Origin of the sequence: Pseudoxanthomonas sp. LjRoot127, assembly GCF_964253495.1 — a bacterium.
In the GTDB taxonomy this organism is placed as follows: Bacteria; Pseudomonadota; Gammaproteobacteria; order Xanthomonadales; family Xanthomonadaceae; genus Pseudoxanthomonas_A.
This window is the reverse complement of sequence record NZ_CAXUQR020000001.1, coordinates 1228591-1246197: the sequence shown is the minus strand read 5'-3', so window position 1 is coordinate 1246197 and position 17607 is coordinate 1228591. Positions and strand designations below refer to the sequence as shown.

The following is a 17607-nucleotide window of genomic DNA, read 5'->3' as shown; positions in this document are numbered from 1 at the left end:
CAGGCTTACTTGTTGGCCTTCAGGTGCGCCTCGAACTCGGCGAATGGCGGGCGCACGTCGGAGGGCAGCGTCTTGCGGGCGAATTCCAGCGCGACGGCCGGGTTGTAGCCGCGCAGGCAGGCGAGCAGGGCCGTCTTCACCGACTCGTACATGCGGCTGTCCTGTTCGACCTGCGCCTCGATGGCCGCGGCCAGCGGCGAGACGAAACCGTAGGCCAGCAGGATGCCGAGGAAGGTACCGACCAGCGCGGCGGCGACGTGCGCGCCGACCGCGGCGATGTCGCCGCCGATCGAGCCCATCGTCACGATGATGCCGAGCACCGCGGCGACGATGCCGAAGCCCGGCAGGCCGTCTGACACCTTCTGCAGCGCATGCGCCGGCGCCATCGCTTCATGGTGGTGCTTCTCCAGCTCCAGCTCCAGCAGCGGCTCCAGTTCGTGCGGTTCGATGTTGCTGCCCACCATCAGGCGCAGGCACTCGGTCAGGAAGTCGAGCAGGTGGTGGTCGGCGAGGATCTTGGGGTACTTCTGGAACAGCGGACTGTTGGCCGGGTTCTCGATGTGCTCTTCCAGCGACATGAAGCCGTCGCGGCGCGCCTTGTTGAGCATCTCGTGGATCAGCGTGAGCACGTCGAGGTAGTCGGACGACTTGTACTTCGCGCCCTTGAACACCGACAGCGTCGCCGAGATCGTGCCCTTGACCACCTTGGTCGGGTTGCTAGCCATGAAGGCACCCAGTGCCGCGCCGCCGATGATGACCAGCTCGAAGGGCTGCCACAGGGCGCCGAGCTTGCCATGCGAGCCGAGGTAGCCGCCGATCACGCTCAGGGTGACGATGATGAAGCCGACGATGATGAGCATGGCGACGCGGGCGCAGGGTGGGGTCACCCAAGGATCGGCCCGGCCCGCCGTTTCTTGAGCCGCGACCGTTCGTCGGCCGCGCGCGGGGAATGACCTTCGGCAGGGTTGACTACAGTTGTCGTCACAGGCAAGTTGACGACAACTGTAGTCATGAGGCGATCCCATGCCCGGCAAGGCCCGCAAGTCGATCGGCGACCAGGAACTGGCGCTGCTGCAACATCTCTCCGAGCACGGCGAGGCCAGCGTCGGCGAAGTCGCCGCCGCCTTCGGCGAGGCACGGGGCCTAGCGCGGTCCACGGTCCTGACGATGATGGAGCGCCTGCGCGCCAAGGCCTTCCTGCGCCGCCGCCAGGTCGACGGCGTGTACCGCTACGCCGCGGTCGCCCAGCACGACGACGTCATGCGCGGCGCGGTCGGCAGCTTCGTCGAGAAGACCCTGCAGGGCTCGCTGTCGCCGTTCGTGGCCTGGATGTCCCAGCGCACCGAGGTGAGCGACACCGAACTGGCCGAACTGGAAGCGCTGGTCGCCACCCTGCAATCGAAGCGGAAGGAGGGCTGACATGGACATCGTCGCCCTGGCCGATGACCTGCTGTCGCGCGTGCTTGCCGTGGGCCTGCAGTCGCTGGTGCTCGCCGCGCTGGTATGGGCGCTGTGCCGCTACCTGCCGCGCCTCGATGCGCGGACGCGCGCCTGGCTGTGGTGGCTGGTCGCCACGCAGATGGTGGTGGGCCTGGTCTGGCACGCCCCGGTGGGGTTGCCGCTGTTGCCGGCGGAGCCCGCCGTCGCGCCCGTGGTGATGGCGATGACGGCGGAACCCTCGGCGTCTGCCGGAGCCACGATGGCGGTCGTGCCGACGGCAACGACGCAGGCATCGCAGATCGACACCGGCGTGCTGCTGCTCGCGGCTTGGCTCGCCGGCATCGCGGTGATGCTGGCGAACACCCTTCGCCATGCGTGGCGCCTGCGGGCGCAGATCGGGCGCGCGCGTCCCTGTCGCGACCGCCGGGTACGCGCGGTGTACGACGTGCTGGTAGGCCGACTCGACATCGCTACAGCGCCCGAACTGATGGTCAGCGACGAGATCGATTCGCCGATGCTGGCCCGCCCCTGGCGCCCCGTGCTGATGCTGCCGGCCACCGGCATCGCCGCGATGAGCGACAACGACCTGCACATGGCGCTGCACCACGAACTCGCGCACCTGCAGCGCCGTGACCTGTGGTGGGCGTGGATGCCGGCGCTGGCGCAGCACCTGTTCTTCTTTCATCCGGTCGCGCACCTGGCCGCGCGCGAATACGCCTTCGCTCGCGAGGTCGCCTGCGATGCCGCCGTGCTGCAGGACGAACAGCACGCCGCCCACGACTACGGACGCCTGCTGGTGAAGCTGGGCGTCTCCCCCACCCCGACGCCGGCACTCGCCGGCGCGTCCCCCACGTTCCGCATCCTCAAGAGGAGACTGCTGATGCTGCAGCACACCGCTTCCCCCCTGCGCGCCAGCGCGCTGGCCCTGACCCTTGGCATCGTGCTGTTGGGTGTAGTGCCGTACCGCGTGATCGCCAGCGGCGCGCCGGCCGCGCCTCCGGCGCCTCCCGCACCGGTGGCGCCGATCGTCGTCGCGCCCGCGCCACCGGCCACGCCCACCGTGGCTCCGTCGCCGCGTGCCGCGCCCCGCGCGGTCGTGGTCGCCGACGCGCGCGACATGCCGGCCCCTCCGGCCCCGCCCGCTCCCCCCGCAGCGCCGACCATCGCGCCGCCGGCACCGCCGCCGCCGCCCACGCTCCGCACTCGGGGCACCTTCAGCATCAGTGATACGCGCGGCGGCGATGCCTACGTGCTGATCGAAGGCGACGACGTGACGATGGCGGGCCACAGCGACGACATCCGCACCGCCCAGCACCTGCGGCAGGGCAATGCCCCGGTGCTGTGGGTGCGGAAGAACGGCAAGCAGTACGTGGTGCGCGATGCCGCCACGGTGCAGCGGATGAAAGACGCGCATGCACCGGTCCATGCGCTGGGCGAGCAGCAGGGCCAGCTCGGCGAACAGCAGGGTGCGCTCGGCGAACGCCAGGGCGAACTGGGCTCGAGACAGGGCGAACTGGGCGTGAAGATGTCGGAGATCGCGCAGCATCAGGCCGCCGCCGCGCTGCGTGGCGACGACACCCTCGATGCCGCCAACGACCGCCGCATGAAGGCGCTGCAGGACAAACAGGAGGCCTTGGCCCGCCAGCAGGAGGTCCTCGCCCGCCAGCAGGAGCCGCTCGCGCGGCAGCAGGAGGCGTTGGCGCGCAAGCAGATGGCGGCGACCGACAGGCTGCAGCGGGACGTCGACCGCCTGCTGGACGAGGCGATCCGCAGCGGCAAGGCGCAACAGCTCTGAGTGCCCCGTAGAGCCGAGCTTGCTCCGCTGCTCTCCGGCTCCACCGGGGGATTGAAAGACCAAGGAGCCGAGCGAGCTCGGCTCTACGGCATCAGGGGTCTGCCGCGTGGCCGCTCCACTGCGCGCGCGCGATGCGGATGACCGCACGGACCTGCTCGCGGTCGCGGTGGCGGGAAACGGCCAGGGCCCCCAGCCGCAGCGCGTCCTCGCGCAGTTCTTCGGTCAGGTCGTAGTGCGCGCCGCTGCGCTTGTCCTGGAACGCGCGCCGCGGCACGCCCAGCCGTTCCGCCATCGCGTGCAGTTCGTCCAGGGTGTCCGCCATCAGGTGGGCCCAGCGGCGGCCGCGCCACACGGTGACCGCATCGTCCACATAGACGCTCATCGGGGCGTGGTGGCCTTCGGCGGCCGCACCATGCGGTCCATCAGGTGCTCCAGCGTCGCCGGCAGATCGCCGCAGCGCCCCATGTGCACGGGCGAGGTCTGGATGATCGAACTGCGCTTGGCGGTAAGCCAGTGGAAGCGCGCGCGCGGGGGCAACAGTCCGATCGGCGCGGCCGCTTCGCCGCCGCGGCAGATCGCGGGAATGGTCTGCAGGTGGCGACGCAGCGATTCGATATCCATCGCGGGATCGAGCGCGCGCAGGCGCGCCTCGTCCAGTTCGATGCGCGCCTCGAGGAAGCCCGCGCGCTCGCACGACAGGATGATGCCGACGTTGACGAACTCCTCGCGCTCCACGCGCGGGACCACGCGGATCACCGCGTAATCGTACGTTTCAGCCGCGTGCACGGATCGCCTCATGCACGAAGGCGCCACGCTGCGCCACCCGACGGACCAGGTACTCGACGTAGGCGGCGCGCTGCGTCGCGGGGTCGCCGAAGCCATCGGGGCCTTGCAGCCAGGCGTCGGGTACCTCGGCCACGATCGTTGCGATCACGTCGTCCGCCAGGGCCGATGCCAGCTCGCCATCGACATCGGCCAACCGGGAAGCCCAGCGCAGCAGCACGTGGTCGCGGATCAGCGGAAACGGCTTGCCGGCTCCGGTGGTATCGCCATCCCAGCCGTGGTGGAAATACAACGCCGCCCCATGGTCGATAAGGTAGAGCCGGCGGTGCCACATCAGCAGGTTGGTGTTGCGCGCCGTGCGGTCGACGTTGCTGATGAAGGCGTCGAACCAGACGATCCGCGAGGCGAGGTCCGCGTCGGGCTGTTCCGCCACCGGATCGAAATTGACGGCGCCGGGCAGGTAGTCCATCGCCAGATTGAGCCCTGCACTGGCCTTGATCAGGTCCTGGATCTCCGGATCGCCTTCGGTGCGGGCGAGGTCGGCATCCAGGTCCATCAGTGCCAGGTGGGGCATCGGCAACTTCAACGCCTTCGCCAGACCGCCGGCGATCACTTCCGCCACCAGCGCCTTCGGTCCCTGGCCGGCGCCGCGGAACTTCAGGACATACAGGCCGTCGTCGTCGGCCTCGACCACGGCAGGCATCGAGCCGCCTTCGCGCAGCGGGGTGACGTAACGGGTGGCGATGCGGAGGGGAAGCGTCATCAGGCCGCTAGGATAGCGCGGCCGCGCGCGGCGCTCAGGTCGAGCGCGCCACGCCCATGCGCCGCAGCAGCCCGTAGACCAGCGCGCTCGAGGCCACGCCCAGCAGCAGCGCGAACGCCAGCCCGTGGGAGCTGTGCGCGAACGGCAACCCCGGCAGGTTCATGCCGAACAGGCCGGCGACCAGGCTCGGCGGCAGCAGCAGCGCGGTGATCATCGACAGCACGTAGAGATGACGGTTGGTGCGCTCGGCGAGCTTGGCGGCCACTTCGTCCTGCAGCAGGCGCGCACGCTCCTGCAGCGTGCCGACATCGCCGTCGAGATCGTCGAAGCGCTGGTTGAGGCGCGCGATGGCGGACAGCAGTTCGTCGTCGACATCCCCCGGGTGGCGTTGCTCGAACGGCTTCAGCACGCGCCGCATCGCGGTGAGCGGCCGATGCAGGCGCACGGTCTGGTGGCGCAGCTGGGCCAGGTCGCGTCGCTCTTCGCCGATGCTGTCCGCCAGCACGCGGTCCTCGATGCGGTCCAGCCGGGTCGACAGCCCGTCGCTGCTGCGCTCGACCGTGTCCGCGAAGCGACTGGCCACCAGCTCAAGCAGGCGCACCGGCGTCTCCGCAGGTGCGCCGGCGATCAGCGCGCGGCGCGCCGCTTCCACCGACCGCAGGGCTTGGCGGCGTGCGGTGACCAGCAGGTGTTCCGTCATCGCGAAGTGCAGCCAGCCGATGCCGTCGTCGCCCCGCAGCTGGCCCTCGGCCGCCAGGTCGACGCCACGCTGGTGCACCCAGTCGACGAAAGCCCCATGGATCGCGCGGCCTTCGCGCTGCAGGTTCACGTGCGAATCCGGCGACAGCAGCGTCTCGCGCGCGTCGTCGGGGATCGGCAGGCACGCCACCACCTGCGCGCTGCGCACGTCGCTGAGGTCCAGGTGCACCCAATGCCAGCCCGCATCGGGCGCGCCCAGCGCACCGAGGCCGGTGGACGCGGCGTCGAGCGCATGCGCGCACCCTTCGCCATCGAACCGGTACAGCCAGAGTGCAGCCGGCAGCCCGCCAGGGGGCGCCGGGGATACGTGCGTGTCGAAAGATGCGGCCATGCGTGACCGCCGGACGACGGTGGGATGACGGTCAGGCTACCGCCGTCATGTGCCCGTCCCGTGACAGCGGCCGCGCTAGCCGGCCGGTTGCGCTTCCGCGCCGCCACGCTGCAGCGGATCCGGGAGCGGCTCGCCTTGTGGCGTGAAGGCCAGCGAGACCGAATTCAGACAGTGCCGCTCGCCGGTCGGCGGGGGACCGTCCGGAAACACGTGGCCCAGGTGCGACTGGCAGCGCGCGCAGACGATCTCCGTCCGGACCATGCCATAGCTGGCGTCGCGGATGCGGCCGATGTGCGCCTCGTCCACGGGCTGGAAGAAACTCGGCCAGCCCGTGCCGGAGTCGAACTTCGCGCTGGAACGGAACAGCGGCAGGCCGCACAGGCGGCAGGTGTAGGTACCGTCCTGCTTGTTGTCCAGGAACACGCCGCAGAACGGCGCTTCGGTACCGTGCTGCAGCAGCACCCGACGCTCGTCTTCGCTGAGGCCGGCGATCAACGCCGTGCGCTGGGCATCGGAGGGCGGGGTGAGGTCGAAGGTCGTCATGGACGTGCTCCGCGGGAGGGATGTCCCCGATATGGTGCCGCCACCCGCATGCCACAACCCTGGTTTACCATCGCCGCGTTCCCCGGGGAGATGGCACGGATGCGATGGAGCTTGGCCTTGTTGATGGCGCTGGTGCTGCCCGCGGAGGCGCATGCGCAGCCCCCCGACGCGCCGCCGCGCGTTGCGCCCGCCCCGGGCTGCCTGGATGCCCGCCAGATGGCGGAGGTGCGCCAGGCTTCGTCGACGGAACTGGCCGTGCAGGGCCGCGACGGGCAGCGTTTCCGCATCGCGCTGTCCAGCGGCTGTCCGGGCGCCGGCGGGGACGATGCCGTCCTGCTGGCCCGCGAGGGCTGGGTGTGCGGCACCGGGAAGGAATATGTGCGCATCGGCGAAGCGACCTGCGCGGTGACGGCCATCGCCACCATCGATGCACGCGAATACGCCGCGATGGCGCGTGCCGCGACGGTGCCGGCGGACGATGGCCTGACCACGCTGGAGACGGTGGAAGTGCGTGCGCCGAAGCGGCGCGGTTTCGCCGGTTCTTCGAGCTTCTGCTTCAACCCGCGCTACCTGCGCGCGTGGTCGGAGGACAGCCAGGGCATGCTGGTGGAGCTTTCGCCGCGACGTTCGGGTGGACACCGTTACTACCGCGTCGAGCTCGCACAGAGCTGCCCGGATCTGGATTCGGCACCGGCCATCACCTTCCGCTCCGGCGTGGGCATCGGCCTCATCTGCGGCAATCCCGGCGACCGCGTCGTCGCCCAGGACAGCGGCGGCAACAGCCTTTTCGATTCGGGCAACGCGGATGCGTGGATCCCCGGCGACGAGCGGCGCTGGTCGCGCCGTGGCATACGGGTGCAGTGTTCGGTATCGGCGGTCTATCCGCACGAACCGGCGCCGCGCGATGCGGCGCCGTGAGCCCCGGGATCAGGGCGTCGAGGTCAGCGCCGCGTTGGCCTTGAACTCGCGGCGCAACCAGTCGTCGACCATGCGCTTCTCGTAGCGCAGCGCATCGCTGCTGTTGAGGTTGGATCCGGTCAAAAAACCATGGTCGACGAGCTTGCGCTCGCCTTCGGCGATCACCTGTCCATCGGGACCCTTCACCACGAAGTTCAGCTTCATGCGCGGCGGGTAGATGTCCTTGACGATGCGGATGTGGTCCATCCCCGTGCGCACGACCGGCTCATAGCGGCCGGCACGCTCGATGTCGGTGATGGTGATGTCCAGGGTCTGGCCACGGGCGAGACGCTGGCCGGCTTCGTCGCGCAGATAGGTCGCCAGATCCGTGACCCACGTGCCGCGCTCGGCTTCCCAGCGGTTGCCGCTGTACTTGAGCTCGCTGAAGGCGGCCGGATCCGTCCAGCTGACGCTCACTGCGCCGCCTTCGGTGGGTACGCTGCGCGGCAGGCCAGGATCGGTGACGTTCCCGGATCTGGCCATGCCGGGAACGGCGATGGCCAGGGCGACGACGGCGGTAAGCAGCAGGGCAGGCGCCTTCATGGCGGGTCCTCCGTAGGTGTCACACGAGAGTGTGCGCCCGCGCAGGAGGGGGAACAACCGGCCTGCCCCGCGTCGTGGCGCGACGTTCAGTCACGGTTTCCGGACGGTTCAGAGGTTGCGCAGGCGCTCGACATCGCGCACCGGCGGAGCACCGAACATGCGGCTGTACTCGCGGCTGAACTGCGACGGGCTTTCGTAGCCGACGCGGTGCCCGGCGCTGGCGGCATCCAGCACTTCGCTGAGCATCAGCCGGCGCGCTTCCTGCAGGCGCAACTGCTTCTGGTACTGCAGCGGGCTCATCGCGGTGACCGCCTTGAAGTGGTGGTGCAGGGCCGAGGCGCTCATGTGCACCTCGCGGGCGATGTGGTCGATGCGCAGCGGCTTGGCGTAATGCTCGCGCAGCCAGTGGATCGCTTTCGCCACGCGCTGGCCCTGGCTGTCGGCGATACCGATGTGGCGCAGCATCGCGCCCTGCGGGCTGCACAGCACGCGGTACAGGATTTCGCGTTCGACCAGCGGTGCGAGCAGCGGGATGTCGCGCGGCGTATCGAGCAGTTTCACCAGCCTGGTCGCCGCATCCAGCATCTCCACGCTGCTGGGCTGGAGGAACAGCCCGCGCGACGGCGGCGGCAACGGTGCCTGCGCCGATTCGGCCTCGGTGACCATTTCGGCGATGGTGGCGGCCGACAGCTTCAGGATCAGGCACAGGTACGGCGCCTCGGCGGACGCTTCGACCACCTGGCCGGTCACCGGCAGGTCGACCGAAGCCACCACGAAGCGGCTGGCGTCGTACTCGTAGACCTCGTCGGCCAGGATCGCGCGCTTGGCGCCCTGCACGATCAGGCACAGCGCGGCTTCCTGCACGCCACGCATCGGCAGCTGCATGGGCGCGCTCAGCCGCGAGAAGTTCAGGGCCGGGATCGCCGTGGTGTGGAAACCGTCCTTGCCGGTGGATCGTTCAATCAGCGCGGCGAGTTCGCGGACGCGGTCATCGAGCGGGGTGGGCGAATCGGGCATGGGAACGCCTGTGGGGTGGACGTGGGGCATGCAGCGAGTCTACGCAGTGGATCCGGCGATGGAATGGGATAGACCGGGCGCTCGCAGGATCAGGCAAGGATCGTGGAGGAACCGGATATCGACGCATCGGCAGCGGCGCCCAGACTGCGCCCCGTCCCGGCGCACCCCGCGCCGTGTTTCCCCCCAACGAGGTATCCCATGTCCGGAATCGAAGGAAAAGTCATCGCCATCACCGGTGCCAGCAGCGGCATCGGTGATGCCACCGCACGCGAACTCGCCCGTCGCGGTGCGAAGGTCGTGCTGGGCGCACGCCGCACCGACCGGCTGGAAAAGCTGGTCGCCGGGATCGAAGCCGCCGGCGGCACCGCCCGCCAGCGTGCGCTCGACGTCACCCGACTCGACGACGTGCAGGCCTTCGTCGACTTCGCCCGCAGCGAGTTCGGCCGGCTCGACGTGATCGTCAACAACGCGGGCGTGATGCCGCTGTCGCCGCTGGCCGCGCTGAAGATCGACGAATGGAACCAGATGATCGACGTCAACATCCGCGGCGTCCTGCACGGAATCGCCGCTGCGCTGCCGGTGATGCAGGCACAGGGCGGTGGCCAGATCATCAACGTCGCGTCGACCGCCGGCCATCGCGTGTGGCCCAGTGCATCCGTTTACTGCGCCACCAAGCACGCGGTGCTGGCCATCTCCGAAGGCCTGCGCCAGGAGCACGGCGATCTCCGCGTCACCGTGGTGTCGCCGGGCGTGACCACCAGCGAACTGGCCGAGACCACCAGCGACGCCGGCATCAAGGCGTGGCTTGAGGATTTCCGCCAAGTCGCGATTCCCGCCGAGGCCGTCGCGCGGGCCATCGCCTATGCGGTGGAGCAGCCGGACGACGTCGATGTCAGCGAAGTCATCGTGCGGCCTGCCGCGAGCGCGAACTAAGCGTTCCATCGCGAGGGCTTGCCGTTGCAGTGGCGGGGGAGTGCAATGGCGCACTCCCCCGTTTCAGGACCCTCGTCATGGAATACCGCTATCTCGGCGCCTCCGGCTTCCGCGTCCCCGTGCTCTCCTTCGGTACCGGCACCTTCGGCGGGCAGGGCGCCTTGTTCAGCGCGTGGGGCAGTACCGACGTGGCCGAAGCGCGCCGCCTGGTCGATGTCTGCCTCGACGCCGGCCTGAACATGTTCGACAGCGCCGACATCTACTCCAAGGGCGCGGCCGAAGAGATCCTCGGTGAAGCGCTCAAGGGCAGGCCGCGCGACTCGCTGATCATTTCCACCAAGGCCACGTTCCGGTTCGGCGACGGCGAAAACCAGGTGGGTTCTTCGCGCCATCATCTGATCAACGCCGTGGACGCTGCTCTCAAGCGTCTGGGCACCGACTACATCGACCTGTTCCAGCTGCATGGCTTCGATGCGCGTCCGCCGGTCGAGGAAGTGCTGTCCACGCTCGACACGCTGGTGAAGACCGGCAAGATCCGCTACCTCGGCGTGTCCAACTTTTCCGGCTGGCACCTGATGAAGTCGCTCGCCGCCGCCGATCGCCACGGCTGGACGCGCTACGTCGCGCACCAGGCGTACTACTCGCTGGTCGGTCGCGACTACGAATGGGAGCTGATGCCGCTGGGCGTCGACCAGGGCGTGGGTGCGGTGGTCTGGAGTCCGCTGGGATGGGGCCGCCTCACCGGCAAGATCCGCCGCGGCCAGGCGCTGCCCGAGACCAGCCGCCTGCAGTCCCAGGCCGCCAACGATGCCGGTCCGCAGGTGGACATGGACTATCTGTACGACGTGGTCGACGCCCTGGACGCGGTCGCGCAGGAAACCGGCAAGTCGATCCCGCAGGTCGCGCTGAACTGGCTGCTGCAGCGGCCCACCGTCAGCACCGTGGTGATCGGCGCGCGCAACGAGGAGCAGCTGAAGCAGAACCTCGGCGCTGTGGGCTGGAACCTCACCCCGGAGCAGGTGGCGAAACTGGACAAGGCCAGCCAGCGCCCGAAGCCCTACCCCTACTGGCACCAGGCCGGCTTCGCCTACCGCAATCCCACGCCGGTCTGATCGTGCCGCGCAACGGAATCCCCGTGGGAGCGACGTAAGTCGCGACCGCGCCCATACCCCGTGCAGAAACAAGAACGCGCAGCAGCGCGCCCTTAAAAGAAAACATCGGCTTTCCGTGAGCGGCCAGGTGCGTGGTCGCGATTTACGTCGCTCCTACCGGGTGGGCTTGCTACATTCGCCTTCTCTTCATTCGACTTCCGGGTCCTCCATGCGCCTGTGTGTCCTCGCCGCCGTCCTGTCCGTCGCCTGCGCGCCTGCGTTCGCAGCCACCACCTACGTCAAGGCCGGGCGCCTGCTCGATGTCGAATCCGGTCGCCTGCTGACCGACCAGGCCATCGTCATCGAGGATGCGCGCATCACCGCCATCGGTCCGGCCGCGACCACGCCGGTACCGGCGGGCGCAACGGTGCACGACCTGTCGACGAAGACCGTGCTGCCCGGCCTGATGGACGCGCACGTGCACCTGCATGGCGATGCGGATCTGCAGGGCTACCGGCGGCTGGCGATCTCGCTGCCGGCCGCCGCCATCAAGGGCGCGAAGAACGCGCGCACCACGCTGCTGGCCGGCTTCACCACCGTGCGCGTGCCGGGTTCACCCGGTTACGCGGACGTCGCCCTGCGCGATGCGATCGCCACGGGCGAAGTCGATGGTCCGCGCATCCTCGCGGGTGGCGTGTCCATCGGCATCACCGGCGGGCACTGCAGCGACAATAACCTGCTGCCGGCCGAATACAAGGCCGTGGGCGAGGGCGTGGCCGACGGTCCCTGGGCCGCGCGGCAGAAGGTGCGGCAGAACGTCAAGTTCGGGGCAGATTTCATCAAGACCTGTTCGACCGGCGGCGTGCTGTCCAAGGGCACCGAGGTCGGTGCGCCGCAGTATTCGCTCGAGGAGCTGAAAGCACTCGTCGATGAAGCGCATGCGCTGGGCCGCAAGGTCGCCTCGCACGCGCATGGCGCCACCGGCATCCGCAATGCACTGCTGGCCGGCGTGGATTCCATCGAGCACGCCAGCTTCATCGACGACGAAGGCATTGCACTGGCGAAGAAGAACGGCACCGTGCTGGTGATGGACATCTACAACACCGAATACATCCTGGGCGAAGGCGAGAAGGCCGGCTTCCTGCCCGAATCGCTGGAGAAGGAACGCCGCGTGGGCGCCACCCAGCGCGAGAACTTCCGCAAGGCGCACCAGGCCGGCGCGGTCATGGGCTTCGGCACCGATGGCGGCGTGTATCCGCATGGCCTCAATGCGCGCCAGTTCTCGCGCATGGTGCAGTTCGGCATGACGCCGCTGCAGGCCATCCGCTCGGCCACCGTGGTGAACGCACGCCTGTTCGGCATCGACAAGGACGTGGGCGTGCTCAAGCCGGGCTATTCCGCTGACCTGATCGCCGTCGACGGCGATCCGCTGCAGGATGTTTCCGTGCTGGAGAGGGTCGGCTTCGTGATGAAGCAGGGCCGCGTGTACAAGAACGCGAACGAGTGAGCGCCGCCGAATGCCGAATCCCGTGAAGATCGATTTCGTTTCCGACGTCGCGTGCCCCTGGTGCGCGATCGGCCTGGCCGCGCTCGAACGCGCGATGGCGGACATCGGCGGCGACCTGCAGGTCGAGCTGCGGTTCCAGCCTTTCGAGCTGAATCCCGGCATGGAACCGCAGGGAGAATCGATCGCGGAACATCTCGCGAAGAAGTACGGGCTGAGTGCGGAGCAGCTCGCGCAGAACGGCGAAGCGCTGCGCCAGCGCGGCGAGGCGCTGGGGTTCCGTTTCGACCTGCAGAAGCGCGACCGCATCTACAACACCTTCGACGCCCACCGCCTGCTGCAGTGGGCGGCCGAGCGCGGCGCCGCATCGCAGCTCGCGCTCAAGCGCGCGCTGCTGCAGGCGTACCACGGCGGGGGACGGAACCTGTCGGACCGCGACACGCTGGTCGATATCGCCGCGAACGCCGGTCTCGACGGTGCGGATGCGCGCCGCGTCCTCGACACGGATGCGTATGCGCAACAGGTGCGCGAACTCGAGCGCTTCTACCAGGAGCAGGGCATCCGCGCAGTGCCCTCGGTGATCTTCAACGACCGCCACCTGGTGCAGGGCGGCCAGCCGCCCGAGGTGTTCGAGCAGGCGCTGCGGCAACTGGCAGGTTTGTCCGGACAGTCATTGTAGGGGCGACGTGAGTCGCGACCGCGGGGCGTGCGAGTCCGGATCCGGAAAGCGCGCCGCCCGACAGATGGCAAGGCGTCAGGCGGGGCGCGATGGGCGCATGCGCTGGCACGACGCTCTTTCATGTCCTGGAGGTCGCGACGGGCGCCGCCGCGGGAGGCCGCCGGATGCTCAGCCGTGCCTCGCCAACAACACGGATTCGTTGCTGGGCATCTCGACGACGACGGCGGTCTGGATGCCGTGGTGCTGGTGCAGCGTGGCGGCGAGCAGCTTGGCGCTCTCGCGCGCATCGCCGAGGTTGTCGAACCAGTCACGGCCGAACTGGCCTTCGTAGAGTTGCCAGCCTTTGTCATTGGCGGCGATGGTGAACAGCAGGCGGGGCATGATGGACTCCGGTCAACGCGCCGGGCAGGGAACCGGCGAGCGCACTGTGCGCGAATGTGCCAGCTCTCACATTCGGCGGATGCCCCGGATCCGCGTAGGAAAAATCCTACGCGGGGGTAGGAAGGCGGCCGGAGTCAGCGCAGGAGCGGTTCCAGCGCCTTCCACACGTGGTCGCGCAGCTTGGGTTGCGCGCTGGCGACGGGGTGCAGGTTGTCGGCCTGGTAGGCATTGCGGTCCAGCGCGATGGGCTCCAGCAGGAAGGGCAGCAGGGCCGTGCCGTACTGCCTGGACAGCGCACTGAAGTTCTGTTCGAAACCGCGCGTGTACTCCGGGCCGTAGTTCGGCGGCATGCGCATGCCGACCAGCAGGACCTTCGCCTTGCGGGCCTGCGCGGCCTTGATCATCTTCTCGAGGTTGGCGCGCGTCTGCGCGAGCGGCAGCCCGCGAAGACCGTCGTTCGCGCCGAGCGCGATGACGACGATGGCGGGCTGGTGGCGTTTCAGCTCCGCGGCGATACGCGACGCCCCGCCTGCGGTGGTCTCGCCGCTGATGCTGGCATTGACCACGCGCCAGCCCGGCCTGGTCTTGGCGATGCGGTCCGCGGTCAGCGCGACCCAGCCCTGCGCAGGCGCAAGCCCATAGGCGGCCGACAGCGAATCGCCCATCACCAGCACGGTGCGTGCGCCCTGTGCCGGCGCGGCCGACGGCGCCTGCGCTGCGGCGGGCCGTGCGGATAATGCGACGAACAGCAACAGGGCCAGGCCCACGGCCCATTGCATGCGCACGCCCGCAACCCCATACCTGGTCAAATTAAGAAACATTTAATCCGTGCTCCCGATGATTCACGAAACGACCGACGAGACGATCATGGCCGACGCCAGCAGACTCCACACTGAAGCCCCCGCCGCCGCGCGCCACGCCGTGCTCGACGTGCAGGGACTGGGCAAGCAGGTGCCGTTGCCCGAAGGCGCGCTGACCATACTCGACGATATCGGGTTCCGCATCGAACACGGCGACACGGTCGCCATCGTGGGCGCCTCGGGCTCGGGCAAGAGTACGTTGCTGTCGCTGCTCGCCGGCCTGGACGTGCCCAGTGCGGGCAGCGTGACGCTGGATGGCGAGCGTCTGTCGGACATGGACGAGGACGGCCGTGCCCGCGTGCGCGGCGAGAAGGTCGGCTTCGTCTTCCAGAGCTTCCAGCTGCTGCCGTCGCTGACCGCGCTCGAGAACGTCATGCTGCCCCTGGAACTGCGCGGCGATGCCGACGTGGAGGGTCCCGCGCGGCAGATCCTCGAGAAGGTCGGCCTGGGCAAGCGCCTGGGCCACTATCCGCGCCAGCTGTCCGGCGGCGAGCAGCAGCGCGTGGCGCTGGCGCGCGCCTTCGTCACGCGTCCCTCGCTGCTGTTCGCCGACGAACCCACCGGCAATCTCGACACCCACACCGGGCAGGCGATCATCGAGCTGCTGTTCGCGCTGAACGCCGATGCCGGTACCACGCTGGTACTGGTGACGCACGACGACCATCTGGCGGCGCGCTGCCAGCGGTTGCTCCGGCTCGATGCCGGGCGGCTGCAGGGCGCCGCCGCATGAGGACCCTCGCCCTGGCCTGGCGCCAGTTGCGCCGTGACCTGGTGGCCGGCGACGTGCGCATCCTGTTCGCCGCCCTCGTGCTCGCAGTCGTGGCGGTGACGGCCGTCGGTTTCGTCACCGACCGCGCCGAACGCGCGCTGGCCATCGAAGCGAACCGCCTGCTGGGGGGCGACGTGGTCGTGCGCGGCGACGCGCCGCCGACGGAGGCATTGCGTGCGCTGGCGAATGCGCCCGGCCTGCGCGTGACCGAGACGCAGGAACTGCAGAGCATGATCCGCGCCGGCGAATCGCTGTCGCTGGGCGACCTGCGCGCGCTGGGCGAGGGCTTCCCGCTGCGCGGCAGTTTCCGCGTGATCGACGCCTCCGGCGCTGCCGAGCGCAATGCGACCGGCATTCCCGCGCCGGGCACGGTCTGGATCAGCCAGGCGGGCGCCGAGACGCTGGGCGCCAGGCTCGGCGACGGGATCGGCATCGGCACGCGCACGTTGCAACTTGCGGCGCTGGTGACGCAGGAGCCCGACGCGGCGCTGGATTACTTCAATGTCGCCCCGAAGGTTTTCCTCAACCTCGCCGACCTGCCTTCGACCGGCCTCGTGCAGGAAGGCAGTCGCCTGCGCTATCGCCTTGTCGTGGCCGGCGATGCGGCCGCGGTCGAATCCTTCACCTCCGCCGTCAAACCGCAACTCGCGCGCGGCCAGCGCATGGAAACGATCCAGGACGCGCGACCCGAGGTGCGCTCCGCGCTGGATCGCGCCAGCCGCTTCCTCGGCCTCGCCGCGCTGGTGTCGGTGGTGCTGGCCGCGGTCGCGGTCGCGATGGCGGCACGCCGGCACAGCGAACGCCATCTCTCCGGCACCGCGGTGATGCGCTGTCTCGGCGCACAGCAGAGCACGCTGGTCGGCATCCACGTAGGGGAACTGGTCCTGCTGGGCCTGGCCGCGTGCACGGTGGGCGTGCTGATCGCCTTCGGCCTGCAATGGGGCATTGGCAGCTGGCTGCAGCAATCGTTGAAGATCGACATCCCGCCGGCGGGCATGTTGCCGGCCCTGCAGGGCTATGGCGTGGGCATGATCGTGCTGCTCGCCTTCGGTGCGCCGCCGGTACTGGCGCTGCGGCGCGTGCCCGCGCTGCGCGTGCTGCGTCGCGATCTCGATCGCACGGAGCCCAGCGCATGGCTGGTCGCGCTGACAGGCTTCGTCGGACTGGGCGCGCTGTTGTGGTGGAAGGCGGGCTCGCCCACCTTGGGCACCGCGATGCTCGTGGGCATCGTCGGTACGCTCGCCGTGCTGGCCCTGCTGGCGTGGCTGCTGATCCTGCTGGTCCGGCGTGTGCGCTCGCGCATGCGCGGCAGCCTGCGTTACGGGTTGGCCAACGTCAGCCGTCGCGCGGGCACGTCGATCGCGCAGGTATCCGCGCTGGGCCTGGGCCTGATGGCGCTGCTGCTGCTGACCTTCGTGCGCACGGACCTGCTGGACCGCTGGCAACTGGCGCTCTCGGCCAATGCACCCAACCGCTTCATCGTCAACGTGCAGCCGGACCAGGTCGACCCGGTGAAATCCTTCATGCAGTCGCGCGGGCTGTCGGCGGTGGACCTGTATCCGATGATCCGCGGCCGGCTGGTCGAGCTCAACGGCAAGCCCGCCAGCGGCGCCGACTACGAAGGGGCCGACGCGCGCACGCAGCGGCGCGCCGACCGCGAGTTCAACCTGTCGATGGCGGCGACCTTGCGCGACGACAACAAGGTGACCGCGGGCGCGTTCTGGACCGGGCATACCCCGACGTCGCCGGAGTTGTCGGTGGAAGAGGGCTTCGCCGAAGATCTGGGCTGGAAGCTCGGCGATCGCGTCGCCTTCGACATTGCCGGCCAGCGCTTCGAAGGTCGCATCACCAGCCTGCGCAGCGTGGACTGGGAAAGCTTCCGGCCGAATTTCTTCGTCGTCGCCTCGCCGGGCGCACTCGACGGCTATTCCGCCAGCTACATCACCGCGGTCAGCGTGCCCTCCGGCGATGCCGCCTTCACCCGCGAACTGGTCAATCAGTTCCCCAATCTGTCGGTGATCGACGTGGAGGCGGTGCTCAAGCAGGTACGCAGCACGGCCGAGCAGGTCTCGCAGGTGGTGCAGGTGGTGTTCTGGTTCTCGCTGGCAGCCGGTCTGCTGGTGTTGATGGCCGCCGTGAGCGCCAGCCAGGACGAACGGCTGCTGGAAGGCGGCGTGATGCGCGTGCTGGGTGGCAGCCGTCGCCAGCTGCGGCTGGCACAGGCCTCGGAGTTCGCCGCCATCGGGCTGTTGGCAGGGTTGGTCGCCGCCATCGCGGCCTCGGTCTTGTCCGGCGTGGTCGCCACGCAGGTGTTCGATCTGCCGTGGAAGGCCAACTGGCAGCTGGCCGCCATCGGCGGTGGCCTGGGCATGCTGGCAGCGCTGGGCGCCGGCCTGTTCGCCACGCGCAAGGTGCTGGATGCGCCGCCGTCGGTGACGCTGCGCGAGCTGCAGGGCTAA

19 protein-coding genes are annotated in these 17607 nt (G+C 69.3%); 9 read left to right on the top strand and 10 right to left on the bottom strand.

Annotated features, from left to right (window positions below; genetic code table 11):
- Positions 1–5: 5 nt before the first annotated feature.
- On the bottom strand, positions 6–860 hold the full coding sequence (motA, locus tag ACSQ19_RS05955; protein WP_296279001.1) for a flagellar motor stator protein MotA: 855 nt from the start codon (positions 858–860) through the stop codon (positions 6–8).
- Positions 861–1023: 163 nt separating this feature from the next.
- Here motA and ACSQ19_RS05950 point away from each other — a divergent pair, with 163 nt between their 5' ends.
- On the top strand, positions 1024–1419 hold the full coding sequence (locus tag ACSQ19_RS05950) for a BlaI/MecI/CopY family transcriptional regulator (protein WP_296278950.1): 396 nt from the start codon (positions 1024–1026) through the stop codon (positions 1417–1419).
- Between the two features lies 1 nt (position 1420).
- Complete coding sequence (locus ACSQ19_RS05945; RefSeq protein WP_436000595.1) at positions 1421–3235, top strand: M56 family metallopeptidase; 1815 nt, start codon at positions 1421–1423, stop codon at positions 3233–3235.
- Between the two features lie 91 nt (positions 3236–3326).
- Here ACSQ19_RS05945 and ACSQ19_RS05940 read toward each other — a convergent pair whose 3' ends face one another.
- The 5 genes from ACSQ19_RS05940 to msrB form a co-directional block, all read right to left on the bottom strand.
- Positions 3327–3617, bottom strand: a complete 291-nt coding sequence (locus ACSQ19_RS05940) for a DUF4031 domain-containing protein (RefSeq protein ID WP_436000593.1) — start codon at positions 3615–3617, stop codon at positions 3327–3329.
- Complete coding sequence (locus ACSQ19_RS05935; RefSeq protein WP_299345648.1) at positions 3614–4021, bottom strand: DUF3037 domain-containing protein; 408 nt, start codon at positions 4019–4021, stop codon at positions 3614–3616. Before ACSQ19_RS05935 ends, ACSQ19_RS05940 begins: the two co-directional genes overlap by 4 nt.
- Entirely contained in the window at positions 4008–4781 is a 774-nt protein-coding gene (locus ACSQ19_RS05930; RefSeq protein ID WP_436000591.1) for a HipA family kinase, read from the bottom strand. Before ACSQ19_RS05930 ends, ACSQ19_RS05935 begins: the two co-directional genes overlap by 14 nt.
- Before the next feature lie 34 nt (positions 4782–4815).
- Positions 4816–5871 carry a CorA family divalent cation transporter gene (locus tag ACSQ19_RS05925; protein ID WP_436000589.1) on the bottom strand — a complete coding sequence of 352 codons (1056 nt, stop codon included), beginning with the start codon at positions 5869–5871 and terminating at the stop codon, positions 4816–4818.
- A 75-nt stretch (positions 5872–5946) separates the two neighbouring features.
- Entirely contained in the window at positions 5947–6414 is a 468-nt protein-coding gene (gene msrB / locus ACSQ19_RS05920; protein WP_296278956.1) for a peptide-methionine (R)-S-oxide reductase MsrB, read from the bottom strand.
- A gap of 99 nt (positions 6415–6513) precedes the next feature.
- Between msrB and ACSQ19_RS05915 the strand changes: the two genes are divergently transcribed.
- Positions 6514–7332 (top strand): hypothetical protein, encoded by an 819-nt coding sequence (locus ACSQ19_RS05915; RefSeq protein WP_436000586.1) that lies wholly within the window; start codon positions 6514–6516, stop codon positions 7330–7332.
- Positions 7333–7341: 9 nt separating this feature from the next.
- On the opposite strand, the gene ACSQ19_RS05910 is transcribed toward ACSQ19_RS05915, so the two are convergent.
- Together ACSQ19_RS05910 and ACSQ19_RS05905 are read right to left on the bottom strand one after the other, a co-directional pair.
- Positions 7342–7914: a DUF3016 domain-containing protein gene (locus tag ACSQ19_RS05910; RefSeq protein ID WP_436000584.1), complete on the bottom strand. Its 573-nt coding sequence runs from the start codon at positions 7912–7914 to the stop codon at positions 7342–7344.
- 108 nt (positions 7915–8022) lie between these two features.
- Positions 8023–8931: an AraC family transcriptional regulator gene (locus ACSQ19_RS05905; protein WP_296278959.1), complete on the bottom strand. Its 909-nt coding sequence runs from the start codon at positions 8929–8931 to the stop codon at positions 8023–8025.
- Between the two features lie 198 nt (positions 8932–9129).
- Between ACSQ19_RS05905 and ACSQ19_RS05900 the strand changes: the two genes are divergently transcribed.
- The 4 genes from ACSQ19_RS05900 (at position 9130) to ACSQ19_RS05885 (ending at position 13138) form a co-directional block, all read left to right on the top strand.
- Positions 9130–9864, top strand: coding sequence for an SDR family oxidoreductase (locus tag ACSQ19_RS05900; RefSeq protein ID WP_436000582.1), 735 nt, complete (start codon positions 9130–9132; stop codon positions 9862–9864).
- Between the two features lie 77 nt (positions 9865–9941).
- Complete coding sequence (locus tag ACSQ19_RS05895) at positions 9942–10976, top strand: aldo/keto reductase (protein ID WP_436000580.1); 1035 nt, start codon at positions 9942–9944, stop codon at positions 10974–10976.
- Positions 10977–11184: 208 nt separating this feature from the next.
- Positions 11185–12462 carry a Xaa-Pro dipeptidase gene (locus tag ACSQ19_RS05890; RefSeq protein ID WP_436000578.1) on the top strand — a complete coding sequence of 426 codons (1278 nt, stop codon included), beginning with the start codon at positions 11185–11187 and terminating at the stop codon, positions 12460–12462.
- Positions 12463–12484: 22 nt separating this feature from the next.
- Complete coding sequence (locus tag ACSQ19_RS05885; RefSeq protein ID WP_436000576.1) at positions 12485–13138, top strand: DsbA family oxidoreductase; 654 nt, start codon at positions 12485–12487, stop codon at positions 13136–13138.
- A gap of 168 nt (positions 13139–13306) precedes the next feature.
- Here ACSQ19_RS05885 and ACSQ19_RS05880 read toward each other — a convergent pair whose 3' ends face one another.
- Both ACSQ19_RS05880 and ACSQ19_RS05875 read right to left on the bottom strand, forming a co-directional pair.
- A complete protein-coding gene (locus ACSQ19_RS05880; protein ID WP_296278964.1) occupies positions 13307–13519 on the bottom strand; it encodes a hypothetical protein in 213 nt (70 codons plus the stop codon).
- 134 nt (positions 13520–13653) lie between these two features.
- Positions 13654–14298 carry an arylesterase gene (locus ACSQ19_RS05875; RefSeq protein WP_436000574.1) on the bottom strand — a complete coding sequence of 215 codons (645 nt, stop codon included), beginning with the start codon at positions 14296–14298 and terminating at the stop codon, positions 13654–13656.
- A gap of 58 nt (positions 14299–14356) precedes the next feature.
- Between ACSQ19_RS05875 and ACSQ19_RS05870 the strand changes: the two genes are divergently transcribed.
- Together ACSQ19_RS05870 and ACSQ19_RS05865 are read left to right on the top strand one after the other, a co-directional pair.
- Positions 14357–15109, top strand: a complete 753-nt coding sequence (locus ACSQ19_RS05870; protein ID WP_436001111.1) for an ABC transporter ATP-binding protein — start codon at positions 14357–14359, stop codon at positions 15107–15109.
- A complete protein-coding gene (locus tag ACSQ19_RS05865; RefSeq protein WP_436000572.1) occupies positions 15106–17607 on the top strand; it encodes an ABC transporter permease in 2502 nt (833 codons plus the stop codon). The genes ACSQ19_RS05870 and ACSQ19_RS05865 overlap by 4 nt, the downstream gene beginning before the upstream one ends.